The sequence below is a fragment of the Armatimonadota bacterium genome, from assembly GCA_036504095.1.
Taxonomy (GTDB): Bacteria; Armatimonadota; DTGP01; order JAKQQT01; family JAKQQT01; genus DASXUL01.
Genome location: DASXVS010000016.1, coordinates 34,982 through 55,589, shown reverse-complemented (window position 1 = coordinate 55,589; position 20,608 = coordinate 34,982). Strand labels below are relative to the sequence as shown.

The window sequence follows — 20,608 nt, the reverse complement described above, 5'->3', positions numbered from 1 at the left end:
ATGATTATATATGCTTGTGCCGCATCACCGCATCCCGCGGCATCGACGAAATCAAAAACAGGCAAGCGCGCGAGAGAGTTATCCCCGGCGGGAGATCTCAAGTACAACCGGATGATCGCTCAGCGTCAGTTTGACCGAAACGGCGTTTCGGTTGGTCGCAGTCGGCGTCGTGCCGAGAGTTGGATCATAGACCTTGACCGATGCGCGCCTGGCGCCGAGTTCGACCTTGATGTTGTCCGAGCCTCCGGTGAACCGTTCATCCCATACCACCAAATCGAAGGTCCGGTCGCTCTTCTGAAGGAGCATATCGTGCACCGTCGGTGGCTGGTCCGGAATGAAGCAGGCGAGCGTGTCCGGTTGCTTCAGAGAGCCTGAATCGGCCAGGACCGTCGTCAGATTGTGGAGATAGCGCGCCGCCTGTCGCGGCGTGTAATCCTTCGCGTAAAGGCCGAAGCTCTGGTTCCCGGCCTCGTCCGAGCGATCCCTGAGCAGGTAGATCGAGGTGTACTTCCAGCCCCGCTTGAACTGATCCAGGTAGACGCTCAGATAGAGCAACGCCTGGACGTGTTCGGAAAACGGCCCGTCGATGGTGACTCCGGTTTCCGTCGTAACCTTCGGCAGCGTGGTGAGCGCGGAAAGAGGGTATCCGGAGAAATGGCGCGCCCAGGTCGATCCGTAGTTGCCGTACAACCCGTCCACCCTGCAGGCGGAGGAGGGATCCGCGGCAACCCACGTCTGGTTGTCATGCAGCCCGGCCCAGCTCGGGTGAATCATGTAATTGTGGCAGTTCGCGTAGTCGGCATACCGGGTCCCGTCCGGCATCACGGCCCCGGCGCCGTTCGGGATGGTGAGGAACTGGAGCCCTACGTTGTCCGTTTCGGCACCGTTCTCAGAAATGCTCCATACAGGAATCTGCTTCAACGCGGGATCGCTCTTCACCGAGCTGTAAAGGTCCCGCTGGAGTTTGGCGACCGCCAGCCACGACTTGTCGCGGCCACCGGCCTCGCCCTGGTAGGTAACGCCCCAGTTGTTCGACTCGTTGGCGCCCTCGAAGGCAAGCAAGGCGCCACGGGCGGCCAGCCGCCTTCCACCATCGAGGAGCCGGGCGAGATCGGAGCCGCCGCTCATCAATCCGAAACTGAAGCGAACGCCGGCCTGCCTGTGCAGTTCGAGCAGGTCTGCCAGGGGGATATCGCTTTCGTAGCCGGCCCGAATCCACCGCAACCCTGTGTATTTGACGGCCTCGGCGGTATGCGCCAGGTCTTCCCCCCGCCTGGAGACGGCCGAGACGACGCCGATGCTGTTGAGGAAATCGGACACCCTGACCGCGGCGACGGGGCGCCGGGCAGCCGAAACCGGCGGCGCGGCGAGTCCGGCGGCCAGAGCGAGACATGCCCGAGAGAAGAGCGCCTTCCCAGGGAATCGCAAGGCCGCGGTGTGCGCCGCTCGGATGTCCATCATCGCACCGTCTCCTTCCAACGGGAACGTGGTCGCCCGGAAGCCGGTCGTCCAGGCGCCGAACAGCCTAGCGGCCAGCCTCTTATATGATTTGGCACATTCATTGCCTAGTCGTATAGTATGGCGAGATCCTCTCGTCGATGTAAGAAAGCTCCGCAGAGAGCGAAGGAAGCGTGAACCATGAATCTATACAGAATGGCTACCCTGGCCGGCTTGGCGACGGTCGTTTTGACCTACACGGCAAGAGCCCAATCGGGATTCGGAGCGGTCCAGACAACGGATGTCACAGGCGCGCGAACGAACGTAAATGAGTATCCGAGCCTTGCCGACGTGTATTTGAACGGCGGCGGAGCGGGCAGCGGGAATATTCTGGACCCCGGCTGCTACGCTTATGCCATTACCAACACCAGCGAGAGCACGCTGGTGACCACGATCGGTGACTTCTACCGGACGCTTGCGCAAGGCAACGTGGACAAGGCGTTTTTCAACATCCTGAGCGGTGTTCCTTCACCGTTCGCGCCGTTAACCGAGCAAGGGGGCTCCGGCACGACCGTAATCAACGCGCCGACGCCCAACGGCGAATACAAACTGGTCGTCTGGCAACTCCTGGCCGGCGACCCGGGACCCGGCGGCATCAACTGCCCGACGACCCCCACTACGCTGGACGCTCTGCGTCAGTTCGGGAAGAAATCTGACAATTTCCGGATCAACGCGACAACCACCGGCACCGTTCCGGAACCCGCCAGCGCCGGTTTGCTGGCCGTGGGCGTCCTGCCCGTACTCGGAATGCTGCGACGCCGCAAGTAACCCGCTGCTCAACTCCGATTGTTCACCCCGGACGGGGCGCTGCCATTCGGCAGCGCCCCGCCTTTTTGTAAGGCTGTCCGGGCAGGCGGAACGAACATGAGTCATCCCGAATTTTGGGCGTACTCGGCGCTTGTCCCGGCGACTAAAGTCACGGCTATGAAGAGCACCAAGTCGGCCTTCGCCGACTGCGGAATCACCCTACGCAGGCGGGCTTCATGCCGGTCAGCGCCGCCCGTACGGGCCGGAATCAAAGTAACATCCCGTTACAACCCTCCCGGATTTCGAGTGCGTGACAGGACGTACTCGGCGCTTGTTCCGGCGACTAAAGTCACGGCTATGAAGAGCACCAAGTCGGCCTTCGCCGACTGCGGAATCAGCCTGCGCAGGCGGGCTCCGTGCCGGTCAGAGCCGCCCGTACGGGCCGGAATCAAAGTAATTACCCGTTACCACCCTCCCGAAAATTCAGGATGACTCTTGCCTAGCCCTTGACGCCACCCAGCGCGATGCCGCTAACGAAATAGCGCTGACCGAGCAAGAACACGACGATGACGGGGAGCGTCACCAGGACGGTGCCCGCCATCAGAAGATCCCACTGGGCGCCATATTGGCTCTGGAAGACCTGCAGGCCCACCTGGAGGGTCTTCATGGACTCGTCGCTCATGATGAGCAGGGGGCCGAGGAAGTCGTTCCAGCGGGCAGTGAACGCGAATGTGCCCAACGCTGCGAGCGCGGGCTTGGAGAGCGGCAGGATGATCCGCCAGAAGATGATGGACTCGGTGGCGCCATCGATGCGGCCGGCATCCTCCATCTCACGCGGGAGGGTTTGAAAGAACTGGCGCAGCATGAAGATCCCGAACACTCCGGCCGAGCCGGGGACGATGAGCCCCAGGAAATTGTTGAGCCAGCCGTGCCCCCCGGAACCCAGGAGGTTGTTCCCGCCGAACAGAGGTATGTGCCTCAGGATGATGAACGATGGGATCATCGTGACCTGGGCGGGAATCATCATCGTGGCGAGCAGCACGATGAAGATCGCCTGACGCCCGGGAAAACGGAGGCGCGCGAACGCGTACGCCGCCATCGACGAGATGACCAGCATCAACGAGGTCCCGCCCACCGCTACGACCACCGTGTTGAAGAAATAGCGCCCGAACGGGGCCGCCTGCCACGCGCGGCTGTAGTTATCCCAGCGCCAGTGCGAGGGCAGGATGTTGTGTAGTGTGATCGTCTTGGCGAAAATCTCCGACTCGGGCTTGACGGACGTGAGGATCATCCACAGGAACGGGAAGATCATGGACGCCGCGCCGGCGGTAAGTACCAGGTAGAAGAGGGAGGTCTTTACGGTTTTCATTTGGGGGAGGGAGGAGGGAGTAGTCAGTAGTCAGTAGACAGTAGACGGTAGACAGTAGTCAGTAGACAGTAGTCAGTAGACAGTAGGCAATAGTCAGTAGGCAGTAGGCAGTAGGCAGTGGTCAGTAGGCAGTAGGCAATAGGCTGTGGTCAGTGGTTGATAGGCAGTAAATTGCGGGAGGTAGGCGTTGGCCAGGGCGATAAACCGGATGTGGATGCTTTATCGATCGCCGGGCCTCGGTTGATTCTGCGGCGCGGCCTTCGGCAGATCCGCTACGAATGGGCTTGGCTTTCCCGACCACGTGACATATAGTTCATCGCGGGCGCGCGTCAGGCTTACGTAGAGGAGTTGCCGCTCCTGCTCCACCACGGCGCTCCGATCGGATTCGTCCAGGGCGTTCCTCAGCGCTTCGGGTTGCGGGAGAGCCGTGTTCGTGGCGTTCGCAACAAAGACAATCTTGAATTCGAGGCCCTTGGCCCTGTGCATGTTGCCGACGTTGACGAAACCGTCGGGCGCCGTCCCGTTCTCGTCCAACACATGGCAGCGCAGGCCGGCATCCTTCAACGACTGTGCCAGCCCCTTCGCCGCGCTGTTTGAACGCACGAAAACCGCAACCTCCTCCGGCGCAACGCCCGCTTCCAGGTAGTTGGCGATGCGGGCGGCAAGGAACTCGGTCTCCTGCTCCGTCGTCGCAAAGCCCTTTACCGTCGGCAGGGGGCCATGCACGAGGCTGCGTGTCCCATTGCGGCACTCGCGCCCGCCGTCCAGGTCGTCGGACTCTTCGCCCAGCAGGCGGTCGGCGGTGTGGCGGATTTCCTCCGTCGTCCTGTAATTGATCCGCAGCACATGGGATCGCCCTCGCACCTCGATCCCGAGCGATCGCAGGCTGCTCGCCCTGGCGTAGATGCGTTGGCCGCCGTCGCCCGCAAGCATCAGCCTGTCCGGCCCATCGCCCGCCAACGCGTGAAGGAACGCGATCTGCCGCGGCTGCAGGTCTTGCGTTTCGTCCACAATCACCGCGTCAAACGGACTCTCGATCCGTCCCGTCTGAAGCAGTTCGGCGGCCCGGCGGCACATCCCCTGCGCGTCCAGCCCATTGCGGTCGCGCATCGCATCAAAGACCCCCTGGAACACCGTCCAGAGCGGCTTCCGTTCTTTCACATCCAGGCGGGTTGCGCGTCCCGTACGCCGAGCGTTCCGGTAAGCATCCCACGAGGTGATGCCCTGGGCCTGGACCACTTGCTGCCATTCCGCAGCCACGAAACGGGCGTCGAAGGGGCAGCCCTGCGCCTGTCGGCAGCGTTCCAGAATCCCGGCGAGTTCGGCGTCTTCGATGAGGCCTATGCCTTTGTCGACCTTGGCCACTATGCGGCGCGCCTGGCTCACGACGGTATTCACCTTGATGTTCTGCAACTCCCCGGGCCCGCACAGCAGGCCGAGGTTCCGCTCCAGGATGCGGCACAGCGTGGTAACGTAGGTGGTGAAGAACACGCGCTTGCCCTGACGCGCCAGGTGGCGGGCACGGTGCATGGCAACGACGGTCTTTCCCGTCCCCGCCGAACCCGTCACCTTCACGGGGCCGTTGAACGAGCCTTCGGCGAGCAACCGCTGGGAGGGGTGCAGAAAAGTGATCCAGCGATGAAGGGGTGCGAGAAGGGCCTTTGCCAGGTCGTCGTCGTTCTCAACGACGATGAAGCGCCGCAGCGTGTCCGGGTTGCCCAGGGCCGGGCGAGGGGCGGCGGCCGGCTCCGGCGGCGCGACGACCTCGCCGGTGGCGACCATCAACAGCCGTTCCACAACCTCCTCGGGCAGTTTTCCGAGGAACCCCAGCACCTTCTCGACGTCGCGGACATAGCGGACAACAGGCAGCCAAACATCCGGCACGCCCAGGGCAAGGAGATAGGCGTCGGAACACCCGGCGAAGACGAGCGGAGGCGCTTCCATGCCGCGCGGCGCATCGGGCGTGTAGTCCACGGCATCCGGCAGATCGATCACCTGGATAGCACCGGTCATCGTGTCCCGCCGCACCGTCCTGTTCCTCGCCCACTTGTAGGCCGCGTCGTGGTGGGCGGCGAAGAGAAGCGCGTAGATGCCTTCGCCATTGTACACGATCGCGCGCAGATCGTCCGTGATCCGGCCCGACCATATATCGGGGTCCTTCATACTCTCCGGCTTTTTGAGCCGGATTCCGGGGTTCCTCGGGTCCTGCAGGAACTTCCCGATAAAGTCCGTCGCGCGGCCCTGGTCCTCGGCGCCGAGGCGTCGCACGGATTCTCCCCAGGAATCGGCAATCAGCACCGGCATCTAACAGTCTCCCTCCAAGGCGGACCTGATGGCTTCGTCGGCTCCCGCGATATCGCCCGCACTTACGGCGACGACCCGAGCGCCCCCCGCGATCAGAGCCTCGCCCATTTCGGCGCCTTCGGGACAATCGCCGTTCACTACGGCGATTCGGCGGCCCGCGTGTGATATGAGCGCGACGGTCGTCCCCAGGGAGATGTCACCCGCAACGATCTCCTCGCCGCCATCGACTACGAACCCGGCGTCGGCCAGCGCCCGAACGAGGGGCCGCCACTCGGGGCCGAACAGGTCGAAGTCAGGCTCCCTCAACCCGCGTTCCTCAGCGGCGCTCGCGCCGTTTTCCGCGTGCGGACAGACATCGCGGTGCGCGCAGTAACCGCACTCTCGCCCTTCCTTTGGAGCAGGCATCCCCGGACCGGCCAGCACGGTTGCGATATTCTCACACGCCTGCGCGAACCGGGCGTCCAAGCCCTCGCTAACAAGGTCGAGTTCGTGCTCTTCGCAGCCTTCCGGACGGATATGGATGATCTTCCCGGCCGATGAAGTCTCCAGGCCGTCGGCCGCAAGCGCTTTCCGGTATACCGCCATTTGCAGGGCGTATGCGTTCAGGTTTTCATCGCTCAATTCGCGATTGGTCTTGTAGTCCACGATCTGCAGGGTGGGTCCGTTCCATACCAGAGCATCGACGAAACCATTGAGGATCACGTCGCCCCGCGGAGTCGAAACTGCGAATTGCACCGCACGTTCCTTGTCAACCGCCGGCGGCGCGCCGTGCTCCCGAAAGGCCGTCCAGAGCGCGCGCACCCGGTCCCGCACGTCATCGGTGTCCCGTGGATCGAAGAGACGTTCAAGGTCCGGTTCGCCGCGCTCGATGGCTTCATGTACGAGTATGCCGATCCGCCTTCCGGAACCGCCACCTCCCACGCCCGCCGCTTCCGGCAGGCGCCAGTGACGGTCAATCCAGAGGGAGACCGGGCAGTGCTCCATCGCTTCAATCGCGGTGAAACTGGCGGTGAACGGCCCCGCGGCGGGCATGGGTGTTGCCGCAGATATTCGCGGCCTCGCAGGCTCCGGCCGGGAAACGTTCACGGTGCAGGTATCGAGCGAAACGAGCAGATCGGACAGGGTCGCGTGTTCCGGCAATTCCGGGGGACGCGCCGGGCGGCCCCTCTGATCGTTGATGCTGGTGACGACGAGGGTTTCCTTCGGGCGGGTTGCCGCAACGTACCAGCAGCGCGCCTCTTCATCGGCGCCCTCCTCCCGGCGCGGCCTCAGCCATTTGGCGATGACCGATTTGGCGGCCCCATCGGGTACCGCCGGGATGACCCCCCAGTTGTCGTCCCAGATCCAGCCGCTCCCCGCCTTCGGCTGCTCGCCCATTCCGATGACGAAGACGACAGGGAATTCCAGCCCTTTCGCCTGGTGGACTGTGAGCACGTGGACGCCGTCCATCACCGATTCCGACGACGCGGCGGCGAGGCGGCTGTCTGTGGCGTAGAACTCGATCGCGTCCAGGAAATCCCGGACGTCGAGACCGGCTCCGTCCTCCTCGAGCGCGTCGGCGATCGCCTGGAGTGTCGCAAGTGTGTTCGCCCACGCGGCCCTGTCGTCCGCCCCCCACGCGTCCCAGAGACCGGCTTCGAGCGGCAGGCGTTCCAGGAGATCGCGGACCGGGAGCGCGACCTGCAGAGCCGCCAGCGTCTCCAGACGAGCGCCGAGGGCGCACAGCCTTTCCTTTGGATCAGCGTCCAGGCGCTCGTCCTGAGCGCTGAGGATGAGCGGAAGGAACGCCCGCAGCGACGGCCTCGGACCCCGGCCGACCTGTGACAGCGCGTCTTCCGTGTAGCGCATCGACACGAGATCTCGGTCGGAAAGCCCAACCGGAGGACGTTTCAGTACCCGGACCAGATGCAGGTCATCCAGGGGATCGGCGATGGCATGCAGATACGCAAGGACGTCCTTGCAGGTAGGCTCTTCGAGGAGGCCGGTTGCGCCTTCGCGAACGTAGGGGATTCCGCGGTCCCGGAAGGCGCGGCGCAACTCGGCGAACAGGCTGTTCTTGCGGATAAGGACGCCGATGTCGGCATACCGTCGCGACGCGTTCTCCCGAATCAGATGCTGGATGCACTCGGCCACATAGTTCGCCTCGACCCTCCGGGCGTCGGCCTTTTTCCCGCCAGCGAACGATTCGGGCGCGTGGACAACGGCAGGCTCCGTCTTCGCGGTCCAGGTGTCGGGGTCGCCGGGTTCGATGCGAAGGCGGATCGCGTTGGCTACCTTGAGTATCCCGGGCCGTGACCGGTGGTTCTGGGTCAGGTTGACGACCCTCGTATGGGCGGCGCAAGGCAGGATATCGTCCATGTTCTCGCGTCTGGCGTTCCTCCAGGCGTATATCGCCTGCTTCTTGTCGCCAACGATCGTCAAGTTGGCCGGCGCCTCCGCCGGGCAGTTGCCACAGCGCGAACGTTCCGGCATCGGCGTGATGACGGCGCGGATGAGCTCCATCTGCATCGGCGATGTGTCCTGGAACTCGTCTACGAGGATGTATTGGTAACGCTGGCGCGCGCGGGCACGGATTTCCGGTTCGCGGAGGAGCGCGACGGCTTCATTGACCAGGTCGTCAAAATCCAACGCTCCGAGGGCCTTCCGCTCGGCCTCGTAAAGCCGATAGAATGCCTGGCCCGCATCGATGAATCGCTGGGTGACCTGCCGCTCGTTGTCCAGCGCGGCCGCGATGTCCGTCCGAGGTTCGCTTCTCAGGGGATTCGTGAACCAGAGCTTGCGAACGTCCAGGCAATCCTCGAGGTCCCTGCATGGGAACAGACTTGCCAGCCTGCCACGAATCGCCTCGCAGAGCGCCCCCTTCTTTTCGCCGCCGTATGACAAGGCATCGTCGGGCGCGGGAAGCGCGGTGTAAAACCGCCCCTCAACGGCCAAAGCGCGCTCGCGGAATTCGTCCGGCGACCAGCCTTTCCCCTTCGCCGTGTAAAGGATCCCCTGCAAGGCGGACTGAAGGTCCGCGAGGCCGGATGAGGAAAGCTCCGCGAGGCGTTCCGGCGCGAGGGACGGCTCATCAATTTCACCGTTGCAGAGGCGCTGGAACAGGCGGTCGAGGAAGAGGCGCTGGCGTACGTCCGAGAGCATTTTCGGGTTTGGCGGCAGCCCGAGACGGTAGCAGTTCTCCGTGAGGATGGTCCGCGCAAATCCGTGAAATGTGTGAACGGCGAGCGGCGCTTCCGGCTCCCGGTCGGCTTTGGTGAGGGCGGCGCGGATGCGCGATTTCATCTCGGCAGCCGCTTTCTCAGTGAACGTGACGGCCAGGATGCGCGCCGGGTCAAAGTGGTTCTCCTCCACGAGCCAGCGGAAGCGGCGCGTGAGCGTTTCCGTCTTTCCCGTCCCGGCGCCGGCGATGACCTTCACCGGCCGGTCGATTTCGGCGGTGACGATCTCACATTGTTCTGCCTGCAGTCCCTCGAGGATGTCCAGCGTCGTTCTCCTTCGTCAGTCGCAAATCGCCTCACAGGGGCATCCGGCGTTCCACCTGCCGCACGAACCGTCGCGCGGGGAATCGAGGAAGGTGCCGCTTTTGATGGCGCGGGACAGATCCGCAACGTGTCGCTCGAGCGTCGCCAAGCCTTCCGGAGTGAGAGCGCCGCCTTCTCCCGTTGCGAGCGTAACCGTCCTGCATCCCGAGTGATGAACGTACTCGAGGACGATGGCGCCCACTGTCACGGGATCCGCCTGCCGTCCGAGGCCGATGGCGTAGAGCGGGAGCTGAACAGACACATCTTTCCCGTTTGGAAGCGGTCCATCCTCAGTTTCCGACGGAATGCGGGTAAGCCATGCCTTCTCCGCTTTCGCGGCGCTGCCCTTGAAGTCCACGACTTCCACCCCGCCCGCCGTACTCCGCACAAGGTCAACCCGACCGACGAACGGATGCCCATCGCCCTCGGAGTCCTTGAGGGTGAAGCGCATGGAGCGCTCGGCCTGAAGCACCTCGTAATCGAGGACAAGTGCGGGGTTGGCGAGGAAGGTGTCGAGAGCAGAAAGGGTTTGCCGCTTCTGGAATCCGAACGCCGCCTTCGTTGAGAATTCGGCCTCCGAGTCCCGCAAGGCGGACTGGAAGCACGCCCGCAGCGCCTCCGGGGTGCGGTCCACACGCGCCAGCTTGTGGAAAGCCTCGAACGCCCTGTGCAAGAGGTTCCCGCGCGTGAGGTCGTCGCCCTCGATCTGGACCACCTTCAGGATGCGTCCGAGGAAGAAGCCTCTGGGGCATTCGCAGTATGCCTCGATATCCGAGGCCGACAGCGGCCAATCGGGCGTCAGAGCCGGAGGACCCGTTTGGGCGGACGGGACATCGTCCGGCCGCGCCTCGAATGCGTAGGGCGACGCGGCGATCGACCCCACCCTGCCTGCGCAACTCGCCACGAGGCAGTCAGCGCAGGAGGCGAGGCCCGCATCGGAATCGGGGAGAGAGCGGCCAAGCACACATTGCCAGGATCCGGCCATGTCCCGCGGCGCAACCGCCATCCCAGCTGGGAGGCAGTGCAGAAAGAACGCGGACGGAGCGGCATCGTTGGCGCCTTCGCGCAGGCGGCACGAGAGAATCAGGTCGCCCTTCGTCCGAGCCAGGGCGCTGTAAAAAAGCCGCCTTTCCTCCGCCATCGTTTCTGCGGCGCCACGCTCGAACCGGCCCAACGCGACACGCTCGCCCTCCGGGATCCTCGAACGCAGCCAGGCTTCCATCTCGGCGACGGTCTCATCGGTGAAGAACGGAGACGGAACGGCCCACTGGGGAAACTCCCCGTCGTTCAGCCCGGCGATCGCCACAGTGCTCCACCGCCGTCCGGACGCCGACGTCGGGACAAGCACTTCGACGGCGCCCCGGCTCTCTTGGGCATCCGGCAGCGTGAGCAGCGTGTCGAGGACGGCCAGGGCATCGCCCGGTGTCAGCACGTTTCCGCAGGCCGCGTGGACGGTCTGCAAGCGTTCCAACCGACCTAACGCGGCGCCATAACGCCCGACGATGGCATCGATGTTCAGGCCAGGCACGACGTGCGGGCGGACGGCAAGGAAGAGACGGTGCACCTGCGCGGCGACCCCATCTTCGAGCCGGGCGGCGGTGAGCCATTCCTTCACGGCGGAGAGGGGTGGCTCGAGGTGCAGGTCCAGAAGGCAGGAGGCGGTGCTGTCAGCCCTTTTCTGTTCTTCCACCGCCCGGGCGCGTGACTGGAGGTCGGAGCGGGTGGTGCAGAGGAGGCGGACCGTTGCAGCGTTCACGGCGGCGTGCTCATCGACAACCGAGAGCGGTTGGCTTGCGCCGTGTTTACCATCGCTCCGGTGGGCCAGCATCCGGAGGGCGTCCGCCACGAAGCGGCGGACGAGACAAGCTTCGGCCGTTTCCGGGGGCTCGACCGGAATGCCCCGCGCGGCGAGGCGCTCGGTCATCGACTGCACGGCTTGCGAAGATCGGACCAGGACCGCCACGGAATCGATCGTGCCTTTGAGAAGACCTGCGAGCCTGTCGGCCTCGTCGTCGGCATCCCGGGCGACGATGTGCCGGAGGCTTCCGGCCTCACCGGACCCGGCCGCCGGCTCTCCGGGGGTACCGTACGCATTATGGAAGCGCGCGAGCGCATCTACGGCCACGGCCGGCAATGCGCCGCCGCCGGCCGGGCGTCGCAAGGCCGCCGGAGTGCCCATGGCGCGTTCCAGCTCCGCGACGGCATCCTGGCAGGCGCCGCGATACGCCTGGGTTCGCTGCGATGGATCGACGGCGGCGAGGACCCGACCGGTGGCGCCGGCGGACCGTGCCAGAAGGGCCACCTGCAAGGGGTCCAGATTCTGCGCCTCGTCCACATAGAAGAGGGCGTGACGGGCCTGGACGCGGCCCAGGGACTCCTGATCGTCGAGGGATCGCAGGACGCCGCGGCCGAGGCTGTCGTAATCGTAGAGCGCCGCGGCGGAGAGCGCATCGGTGTATTCCCGGTAGATGCCGGCGAGGCGGCCCATGTCCTCGCGCTGGTGGGCCGCCGAATCGGCGAAGGCTTTCAAGTCATCCGGGCCGAGGTTGTGCCGTTGGAACACACCGATGACGGCGGCAACGTCTTCCGCTATTGAGTCCGCGATCCTCGCCCACGTCGATTCCGGATTTCCTGCGATCAGATGGGCGAGCAGCAGGCGCCGCTCCGCTTCGTCGAGGGGGCTCGGAACGTCGTTTCCACGCAGCAGGCGGAGGAGAGAGCCGGCGAACTGGGAGAACGATACGGTGCGGGGCATCGGCCGATCCGGCTGAAGTCCGCGGATCCAGACAGAGAGTTCGCGGGCTGCCGCAGGCGTGGCAGTGAGCAATACCGCTCGCCGCTGCTCCTCGGGCTGAAGCGCGAGAAAGGCATTGACAAGCGTCTGGGTCTTTCCTGTCCCCGGCCCTCCGACGATAATGCTGAGCCTGGCGCCGTCGTTCACAACGTGCTCTCCTGGTGGGATTCTCGGAACCGCCTCCGACATTCCTTTATTCGGCGATACGCTTATTAGCTTGCAGATGGCGGGCGCCTCAATGTCAATATCGAGCCGACCCCTCAGCGGCCGCACGACGAGGAGACTGCATCAGAAAGATCCTCCGGCCTCGGATTGGCCACCGGTTCACCAACGGCTCACCCTGTGCCACCGGAACTGCATCCTGCCCGCCTCTTTGCTACAATCCGGTTGGTGTTTTACAGTCAGGCAGGGCACTCGCCTTCTTTCGCGAACGCATTACGCAGGTCCGGCTCCCAGCCGGCATAAGGAGCGCCGATATGAACCGCACCGCCCGCATGGTTCTGACCGCCTTGAGGCCGGCGTGGTCGTCGCTGATCACGAGTTGAACACCGGCAAGCCCGCGTTCCGCCAGGGACAGCAGGAAATCCCGCCAATGCACTTCGTGCTCACTCAAGGATACCGAAACACCCAGTACCTGGCGGTAGCCTGAGTTGTCCACGCCTACCGCAATCAGCACAGTGGCGTCCTGCACACTGCCGTTGCGGCGCACCTTCTCATACCGGGCGTCCAGGAACAGGTACACAGACGTCCCCAAGGGTCGGTCTCGCCACGCCGAAAGCGCGGAATCCAGTTCTGCTGCGGCTCGGGTCACACTTCGGCTTCGCTCAGTACAGGTTCTGCGTGCTGGTAACTTCGACTCCGCACAACTCCTCGGTGATCCTCGCCACCTTACGCGTGGAAACTCCCTGCACATACATCTCCGCCAGCGCCAGCTTCAACGCACGCTCCGACCGCAGTCCTTTCTCAAGAGCCTATGGGTAGAAGCCGCCCTCCCGGACCTGCGGCACGGAGAACGTTACTTCACCCACCCGGGTCTGAACCGTCTTCGGCTTGTAGCCGTTCGCGTGACCCACCCGGCCCGCGTGACGCTCTTACAGACCGGCATTCACATGCCGCTCGCGCTCAGCTTGCATCGCCGCGTTCACCACGATCCGAATCGCTTCGCCAATCCCGTCCAATCCTTGTTCACAAATCTGTTCCAGAAACCCCTCTGGCAGGCTAAAATCCTCTCGGTAGGCTACGGGTGTACTGCTCCTTTCTTGGTCTCGATAACCGAAAGGATACACCCGGGCCTGCCACCTGGCGCTACCGGGCAGACCGCAATCCCAATTTGCAGCAACACTGTCGCACTACTGTCCCATATCAGCTCGGGAAGGAAAGGGAATGCTGTGACCACCACCGATCTGGCGACCGGTCTATTGAACGGGCTCGCATTACAGCCGGCTGACGAACGGCACCTTGTGGGGATTACCGGGTGTCCGGCCGCCGGAAAGAGCACTCTCGCATTATCCCTGGCGCGCGAGGTGAACCACATTGCTGGAGCCGAGATCGCCGCCGTTGTTCCGATGGATGGATTCCACCTACCGAATGACATCCTGGAATCTCGCGGCATCCGGCATCTGAAGGGGGTTCCGGAGACGTTTGACCCAGAAGCCTTCGGTCAACTCCTGCGGCGTCTGCGCCGCGAGACGCGATCCACCGTTCTGTGCCCGGAATACAGCAGGGTTTTACACGCCGCCGTGTCCGGCGCTATCTCCATCCGGCCCAATCACCGGGTCCTCGTTGTAGAAGGTAACTACCTCCTCCTTGACACCGGTAGATGGTCGGACATTCGTCCTCTCCTCAATGAAGTGTGGTATGTGGAAGTGGATGACGGGCGCATGCGAGAGCGGTTGCTGGAACGGCATATTGCCGGTGGCCGCACACTGGAGCAGGCTGTGGCCAAGATGGAGGAAACAGATATCCCCAACGCAGAAATGGTCCGTGCCAGAGCCCACTCGGCTGATCGCATCATTCGTCTAGTCGCCTAACCGAAGCAACCGGGCCATCTCCTGCGGTCTGTGAAGCAAGCCATCCGTATCAAAGCCATTGAACGACCTCCGATGCGCTCAAAGAGCACGTTGAGTAAGGTTAGTTCGTGCCCTGTCGGTTACCGGTTGATGACCGGGTGACTTGCGGCGGTATGGTGACGATTACGCCGTATTACATCGCCCGCAGCTCCTTTGCTCGACTCGGAACAACGAGAGGAGTCTGTTTTCCTGCGTATCACTTCCTTCGAGCTTTCACTGATTCAGACACTGTCGACCTTAAGCTAAACACTATGGGTTTCATTTGCTTATATGTGCTATAACTTCAGGTCAGCACCGGCTGAAGATGAACCGGCAGCCTGCCATCGCGGCGCTTGTGACTATAAGCCGCGTTCCAGCCATCCGGCTCAATTCCGTCGGGAGGGCGTTAGCGTGGAATAGATGGTTATTTAGCACTTTTCCCACAAACGTCTCACGTCTGGACAGTGATGCTCTGCCATGAAACTCGGAGAGCAGTACTCGAAAGGAGGTTCGCGAGGTGCGTATAACCAGATGGCCGGCCCTCGTTCTGGCCGGCGCGGCATTTTTCACAGTGTGCCGACCCGCACAATGCGGCACAGTGGGCGCCGAGTGGGCAAACTGGGACACTAACGGCGACCCATTTCTCCCCAACACCGGCAGTAATGCCTCCGACTTCTACTATACGATGTCCGCCTTCGGCCACGCCGGCAAGTTCCTGTCCGGCAACAGCAATTTCTGGAAAGGCGATACCGTCGATCCGAACGTTTCCGGTTCCTGGGACCAGTGGTACGCGGACAACGCAAACATCTACTTCTTCAGCACGCACGGAGGATCTAACCCCAACGCCTTCGTCATGTCGGCCGGCCACGACAACGTAGTGGACGGCGACGCAGGCCACCTGTCCTGGACCAACAGCGGAGGCCACCAGTGGTGGATACTTGGCAACAAGGACCTTCGCATCCTCGGCATGGTATCCTGCCATTCCCTTCAGTTGTCCGACATCCCGCATTGGGACCCCGTGGCGGCGGGGCTTCACATGATCACAGGCGGTGACGGCCTGATGTATGACAACGCCGGTCGCGGCCGTGCCTGGGCGCTCTGGGGTAACTTTCCGGGCATTTCTGTGAAGCAGGCGTGGTTCATGGCTTCGCCGGACAGCCGCGAGCGTCCCGTGGTTCTCGCCTACGGCGTTAACTCGGGAGACGCGTTGAGCCGCCTGAACAACGAGCGTTTCGGTTCCAGCATGTCGCGCCTCGGAACGCGTACCTACCGCTGGTGGGCCTGGGTGAGATAGGAGGATCCCACCGTGAAAATGAGATATGGCACGTTCGCAGCGGTCCTTCGTTGGAGCTTCGCCGCAGCCGTCCTGTCGGCGCCATTCACCGCGCGCGGCACTACGGTGGCGGCGGAGTATTGCACCACGGACGCGTGCGGTAACCCAACTCTCCCCAACGCCAGTGGCAACGCCACCGGCTGGATGGGCGTTATGCAGGGTTTCGGGTACACAAGACGGTTTGTCTATGGTAACTCCGCCTTCTGGCCGGACGACCTGGTGAGCTGTTCGGTGCCGGGCGGCAAGGCGTGCATCTACGACGATACTGCCAACCTGGTATTCCTGGAATCGCATGGTGGTTCCGATGCGGACAAGTTCCGAATCACCACCGGCGTTACGCATACGATCGACGGCGTGTCCACTTGCAGAGCTTGGACCCGAAACCCGGGCACCCTCAACCAGTGGTGGGCGATCGGCGCCAACAGCATGCGCATCCTGAGCATGGTGTCCTGCCACAGCCTGGAACTGACCGACCTGGCACATTGGGACGGAGTCACCCCCGGCCTCCATATGATTGCGGGCGGCGACGGCGAGCTGTACGACAACCCCGGCCGCGGCGGAAACTACGCCTTCTACGGCACCATGCCGTTCTTCACGGTGAAGCAGGCGTGGTTTGCAGCCCACGATTGGGGCCATGAGACCGCAGTTGTGATGGCGTACGGCGTGGACGCCGGCGATGCGGTGAACCGCCGGGAGAACGAGCGGTTCAACTGGGGCATGTCTCCTCTCGGCCCGCACACTTACCGTGCGTGGTCCTGGATCCACTAGGAGAATTCCCATGAGAAACCAGATTCTATCGCTGCTTCTGTGCGGTGCACTCGCCGGGGCCGCTTCGGGGTCCGGAATTCACTTCCTGGCCGACCCTCCTGCGGCTCCCACGACGGCTGCGGTCATCATGGTCGCCAACAACCCCCTGTCGGTCGACATGGTATTGCGGCGCGGGGCTGAACTGGGACAGACATCGACATTCCAGCGGGTCAAGACGCCATCAGGCGTTGGTGTTCAGTGGTCCAGTCCGGCCAGCGGCTTCACCACAACCCTGTATCGCGACCAGTTCGGAACGGATATATACGCTACCAGCCTGATGGCGGCGGAAACGCCCGGCGCGATTCCGCCCATCGCCGATACCGAGGCGACGCGGATCGCGCAAGACTTCGTGAACACGCACCCGGGTCTGTTGCAGGCCCGTGAGGCGGCGATCACCGACATCAAGCACCTGATCCATCAGGGCCAGGACCTTGACACCGGCGGGATAACCCCGGAAACGCAGGACGAGACCATCGTCCGGTTCTCCCGCACCTTGGCTGGAATCCTGGTAATAGGACCGGGAGACCAGGCAGAGGTGCATGTCGCGAACGACGGCAGCGTCACGGGAAGCATCGCACAGTGGCGAAAGGTGATGGTCGAGACGCCGACCCAGCAGATACTACCGTACAGCGCCGTGCAGAACAGCCTGATCGCCCAGTTGACCCGTGAACTGGGGAACTCGCCCGATGATGCGAACATTACGGAAATCCGCTTTGGATACTACTCGCGTGCGGGCGGTCAGCCACAGCGCTTCTATACGCCTGTGTATGACTTCGTTGTTTCGTTCTTCAATCCCGAACTCCAACAGGAAACGGGAGCACGACACGTCTACCTGCCCGCCGTGGATCCGGCGATGATGCAGGAACCGCTGGACCCACCATCCACCGTTGCGCCACAGGGCACCCCCGCCAGCATCACGTACCAGGCGAGCCCTCCCACCAACGTTCCGCAAGCCGTTCCGCTCTTCCAGGTGCTGCCCACGAACCTCAATTCTGACCTCATCTCAAGACGAGCTCAGGCCTTGGGACTAAAACTTCCGGCGATCCAATCCCAAGTCCGCGGCTTCCAGGCGACGGATGCCGCGAATATGATGCTCCTCGCACAGGATACGATGGGAGCGGAGTTCTTCGGGCATATGGACCGCTACTTGAGCGAAAAGCCGGGCGAGGCGAGCCCCATCGCCGACGGCGCGGCGCTGCAATTGGCATTGACGTTCCTCAACAGCATTGGCGGGTTTGATTCGTCGCAGTTCGGCCCGCCCATCTTCTCCCACTTGTTCAACCAGGGCTTTGACACTTCGGCGAACCGCCTGGACAACCAGACGCAGGACGAGACGATCGTCACGTTTCCCCGACAGATTCCCACTGACTTCTCACCTACGCCCGTTCCCCTCCTCGGCGCGAACAGCGGGATCCAGGTCCACGTTGACAACTCAGGCGTGGTCACAGGGCACCACGCTTTGTGGAGAGGCACTCAGATGATCGCGGGAGTCGTTGCCCAAGTGCAACCCTACGAAATGATACTGCCGCAATTCGAGCGAATCGCGGCGTCCCTGGCCGGGAACTCGAGGATGATCGTGACAAATATCGCGTTCGGCTATTATGAGCGGCCCGAGGGGGTTGCGCAGGGATTCCTGCAGCCGGCGTTCGTCTTCGACGCTTCGCTGATCGATCCCGATGATCCAAAAGGGCAGGCGACCGGGCACATCACGATACCGATAGCCGCCTCACCCACTCTGTTCGAGCCGTTGGACGATGAGACCTCCAGCCCCAATGACCCGATTCTGACCGACGACGCAAGGGATCAGGTCCCAACCGTTTACGGCGACTGGAACGGAGACGGGGCAGTCGATCTCAGCGACGTAATCGGCGCCATCCATGGGATTGGCGGGCTTTCGGACGGGATCGTAACGGCAACCCAGGTGGCGTCGTGCGACGTGGCTCCTTCATCGCTGGCCGCGTGGCCGGGTGGCGATGGAATCATCGGAGTAGATGACTGCCTGCGCATCCTCCGCAGCATCTACAAGCTGGACAGCATCGCGGACGGTCCGTAATTCCGCCGAAGCGCGCGGCACATCTGAGCCGCATGACTGGACGCGCGGGATTGCTTCAGGGGCGGGAAGCTCAGACTACCTGCCCCTGAAGCATCCGCCGGCCGCGGAGTTGCAGACGGGCGGCCGGCACCGCCGGAACGCAGAACAGCTCCCGCTGTCATTCGACTGGCTTGCGACGTGCCGGCGCGTTGTCTCGTCGTCATATCCTTGAGCAAGGACTCGAGCCCTCACGTCCCGGTCCCTTGACTCTCTTCTGGAGAATATGTGCGCTAGCCTGAATCGCGACTCATGAAGCGCTGGATAGTTCTTCCGATTCCCCTGGGACCAATGGCAGCAGGAGGCCTGAATTTATGGGATTTCGTCGTGGTTCATTGTTCGCCTTAGCCGCCGTTCTCGGTATGTTCAGCCACTGCGACGCCCGTGGCGCAATAGACCGCAACGGGATGTTCAGAGATCGAGCCCACCTGAATTCAATCGGCCGCACCACTGTCGCTCGGGGCGCAGCGGGCAATTCCCCCGGAGTCAGGAGAGGCACAACATTGATCGACACACCACTGACGGTCCGGTCGGAGCGGATGCCGGCCGTCACTCTGAACGGGCTGCTGCGCGAAATGGTGGATTATGACGCCGTCGCCCGCTGGCCGGAGCTGGCGTTCACCGTTCGCCAGGCCAGCAGTCATGACCGGGATCGCATTGCGCCGGACGCCGTGGTGGTTTCGGAGAAGTGACCGTTCCGCGGACGCGGCGACCGACAATTTCGGCGGTGGCAAACTGGCTGGCGACGCCATGGCGAAGGCGCTGAACGGCCGCGGCAAGGTCGCTATCATCTCCCACCCCGAGGTCGAGTGCGGTATCCAGCGCACCAAGGGATTCAAGGAGGCGTTGAGCAAGTACCCAGACATGAAGATCGTCGCAGAGCTGCCAGGTAAGGGGCAGCGGGATACGTCTTTCAAGGTGGCGCAGGACATCGTGCAAGGTCATTCGGACCTGGGTGGCCTTTTTGCAATCAACGACCCAACCGCATTCGGTGCCGTGGCGGCCATTGAGAAAGCCGGCTTGTCCGGCAAGATAAAGGTCATCGGCTTCGATGGAATGCCCGAGGCGAAGCAGGCGGTGAAGGACGGCAGGATCTACGCCGACGTGGTGCAGCACCCTGATATGATCGCCAAGATGACCATCGATTCCATACGGAGATACATGGCCGGCGAGAAGGTGCCGCACACAACCTGATCCCCGCGAGCGTTTACACTAAGGCCGACGCAGACAAGGACTCATCCCTGAAGTGAGCACGACACCGCGCCGCCTCCAGTGCTGATGCTGGAGGCGGCGCCCGAAAGGGGACCGGATGCGGGATGTTTACGAGGTCGCGCAAAGTGATGGCCGGGTTCTTTTCTGCATACGGCATGGTTGCGGTCCTGGCTCTCCTGTGCGTTTTCTTTTCCTGGGCCACCTATCACCGGGAAGCGCCGACCGGACTCGCCAGAGCGGATTCAGTGGCGGCGGTCGTGATAAGGACCACGCCGAAAACCTCCAACGTGGTGATCGTGTCGCAGGCAGGCGGCGCCGACGCGGAGTTCTCCGCGGCACTTCAGTCAGCGCTCCGGGGGGCAGGCTACCATATTCTGGCCGGCATCCAGGGAGACCCTCCCAGCGTCCGCGAAGCGATGGAGAAACTGACCGCATCCGGAAAGACCGTTCACATAGTCGCCACGACCGAGTCCTGCTGTGATTGGGCGGTCTGGAACGGCCTACGGAGCGCCTCGCCGTCCTTCGCGAAGCTCAGATCATCGCGCCGGTCAGCGAGGGACGCGCAACGTTTCTGATGCCGGGCAACCTTCGAAACGTGGCCGACCAGGTCTCCGTCATCGCAATCATCGCCGTTGGGATGACGATGGTCATCATTACGGGCGGAATTGACCTCTCCGTGGGCAGCCTTTTGGCCCTCTCCGCGGTGCTCACGGCGTGGCTCATTCAGCGGTGGAGCGGAATACACGCGTCCACGGGCGTCTTGCTGGGCGCCTCAATGTCAACATCGAGCCGACCCCTCAGTGGCCGCACGACGAGGAGACTGCATCAGAACGATCCTCCGGCCTCGGAGTAGCCACCGGTTCACCAACGGCACACCTTGTGCCACC

Annotated in this window: 15 protein-coding genes and 1 pseudogene; 9 read left to right on the top strand and 7 right to left on the bottom strand. The window is 63.1% G+C overall.

All coding sequences use genetic code 11. The features are described from left to right. Nucleotides 1-78: 78 nt before the first annotated feature. Nucleotides 79-1,461, bottom strand: coding sequence for a glycosyl hydrolase (locus VGM51_02605; GenBank protein HEY3411926.1), 1,383 nt, complete (start codon nucleotides 1,459-1,461; stop codon nucleotides 79-81). 177 nt (nucleotides 1,462-1,638) lie between these two features. On the opposite strand from VGM51_02605, the gene VGM51_02600 reads away from it, so the two are divergent. Continuing rightward, entirely contained in the window at nucleotides 1,639-2,265 is a 627-nt protein-coding gene (locus VGM51_02600; protein HEY3411925.1) for a PEP-CTERM sorting domain-containing protein, read from the top strand. 478 nt (nucleotides 2,266-2,743) lie between these two features. Here VGM51_02600 and VGM51_02595 read toward each other — a convergent pair whose 3' ends face one another. From VGM51_02595 to VGM51_02570, 6 genes and pseudogenes are all read right to left on the bottom strand, one after another. After that, complete coding sequence (locus VGM51_02595) at nucleotides 2,744-3,613, bottom strand: carbohydrate ABC transporter permease (GenBank protein ID HEY3411924.1); 870 nt, start codon at nucleotides 3,611-3,613, stop codon at nucleotides 2,744-2,746. Between the two features lie 219 nt (nucleotides 3,614-3,832). Then, on the bottom strand, nucleotides 3,833-5,917 hold the full coding sequence (locus tag VGM51_02590) for a 3'-5' exonuclease (protein HEY3411923.1): 2,085 nt from the start codon (nucleotides 5,915-5,917) through the stop codon (nucleotides 3,833-3,835). Next, nucleotides 5,918-9,382: an ATP-dependent DNA helicase gene (locus VGM51_02585; GenBank protein HEY3411922.1), complete on the bottom strand. Its 3,465-nt coding sequence runs from the start codon at nucleotides 9,380-9,382 to the stop codon at nucleotides 5,918-5,920. 33 nt (nucleotides 9,383-9,415) lie between these two features. Further along, a complete protein-coding gene (locus VGM51_02580) occupies nucleotides 9,416-12,379 on the bottom strand; it encodes a PD-(D/E)XK nuclease family protein (protein HEY3411921.1) in 2,964 nt (987 codons plus the stop codon). Between the two features lie 229 nt (nucleotides 12,380-12,608). Next, nucleotides 12,609-13,043 carry a transposase gene (locus tag VGM51_02575; GenBank protein HEY3411920.1) on the bottom strand — a complete coding sequence of 145 codons (435 nt, stop codon included), beginning with the start codon at nucleotides 13,041-13,043 and terminating at the stop codon, nucleotides 12,609-12,611. Between the two features lie 13 nt (nucleotides 13,044-13,056). Continuing rightward, nucleotides 13,057-13,260, bottom strand: a pseudogene (locus tag VGM51_02570) (transposase). Between the two features lie 360 nt (nucleotides 13,261-13,620). On the opposite strand from VGM51_02570, the gene VGM51_02565 reads away from it, so the two are divergent. From VGM51_02565 to VGM51_02530, 8 genes are all read left to right on the top strand, one after another. Next, the gene (locus tag VGM51_02565; GenBank protein ID HEY3411919.1) at nucleotides 13,621-14,262 is read left to right on the top strand and encodes a nucleoside/nucleotide kinase family protein; all 642 of its coding nucleotides are present in this window, start codon (nucleotides 13,621-13,623) and stop codon (nucleotides 14,260-14,262) included. Between the two features lie 535 nt (nucleotides 14,263-14,797). Then, nucleotides 14,798-15,574 carry a DUF6345 domain-containing protein gene (locus tag VGM51_02560; protein ID HEY3411918.1) on the top strand — a complete coding sequence of 259 codons (777 nt, stop codon included), beginning with the start codon at nucleotides 14,798-14,800 and terminating at the stop codon, nucleotides 15,572-15,574. Between the two features lie 18 nt (nucleotides 15,575-15,592). Then, nucleotides 15,593-16,381, top strand: a complete 789-nt coding sequence (locus VGM51_02555; protein HEY3411917.1) for a DUF6345 domain-containing protein — start codon at nucleotides 15,593-15,595, stop codon at nucleotides 16,379-16,381. Nucleotides 16,382-16,391: 10 nt separating this feature from the next. Continuing rightward, nucleotides 16,392-18,473: a hypothetical protein gene (locus tag VGM51_02550; protein ID HEY3411916.1), complete on the top strand. Its 2,082-nt coding sequence runs from the start codon at nucleotides 16,392-16,394 to the stop codon at nucleotides 18,471-18,473. Between the two features lie 539 nt (nucleotides 18,474-19,012). Next, a complete protein-coding gene (locus tag VGM51_02545) occupies nucleotides 19,013-19,201 on the top strand; it encodes a hypothetical protein (GenBank protein ID HEY3411915.1) in 189 nt (62 codons plus the stop codon). Then, nucleotides 19,152-19,703 (top strand): substrate-binding domain-containing protein, encoded by a 552-nt coding sequence (locus VGM51_02540; GenBank protein HEY3411914.1) that lies wholly within the window; start codon nucleotides 19,152-19,154, stop codon nucleotides 19,701-19,703. Before VGM51_02545 ends, VGM51_02540 begins: the two co-directional genes overlap by 50 nt. Nucleotides 19,704-19,825: 122 nt before the next feature. Next, nucleotides 19,826-20,296, top strand: a complete 471-nt coding sequence (locus VGM51_02535; protein HEY3411913.1) for a hypothetical protein — start codon at nucleotides 19,826-19,828, stop codon at nucleotides 20,294-20,296. After that, nucleotides 20,296-20,574: a hypothetical protein gene (locus tag VGM51_02530; protein ID HEY3411912.1), complete on the top strand. Its 279-nt coding sequence runs from the start codon at nucleotides 20,296-20,298 to the stop codon at nucleotides 20,572-20,574. Before VGM51_02535 ends, VGM51_02530 begins: the two co-directional genes overlap by 1 nt. Nucleotides 20,575-20,608 lie beyond the last annotated feature (34 nt).

Excerpts from the sequence above, each read along its gene's own strand:
- VGM51_02605 (HEY3411926.1), bottom strand. The coding sequence starts at position 1,461 with ATGATGGACATCCGAGCGGCGCACACCGCGGCCTTGCGATTCCCTGGG.
- VGM51_02600 (HEY3411925.1), top strand. The coding sequence starts at position 1,639 with ATGAATCTATACAGAATGGCTACCCTGGCCGGCTTGGCGACGGTCGTT.
- VGM51_02595 (HEY3411924.1), bottom strand. The coding sequence starts at position 3,613 with ATGAAAACCGTAAAGACCTCCCTCTTCTACCTGGTACTTACCGCCGGC.
- VGM51_02590 (HEY3411923.1), bottom strand. The coding sequence starts at position 5,917 with ATGCCGGTGCTGATTGCCGATTCCTGGGGAGAATCCGTGCGACGCCTC.
- VGM51_02555 (HEY3411917.1), top strand. The coding sequence starts at position 15,593 with ATGAGATATGGCACGTTCGCAGCGGTCCTTCGTTGGAGCTTCGCCGCA.
- VGM51_02550 (HEY3411916.1), top strand. The coding sequence starts at position 16,392 with ATGAGAAACCAGATTCTATCGCTGCTTCTGTGCGGTGCACTCGCCGGG.
- VGM51_02540 (HEY3411914.1), top strand. The coding sequence starts at position 19,152 with ATGACCGGGATCGCATTGCGCCGGACGCCGTGGTGGTTTCGGAGAAGT.
- VGM51_02535 (HEY3411913.1), top strand. The coding sequence starts at position 19,826 with ATGTTTACGAGGTCGCGCAAAGTGATGGCCGGGTTCTTTTCTGCATAC.
- VGM51_02530 (HEY3411912.1), top strand. The coding sequence starts at position 20,296 with ATGCCGGGCAACCTTCGAAACGTGGCCGACCAGGTCTCCGTCATCGCA.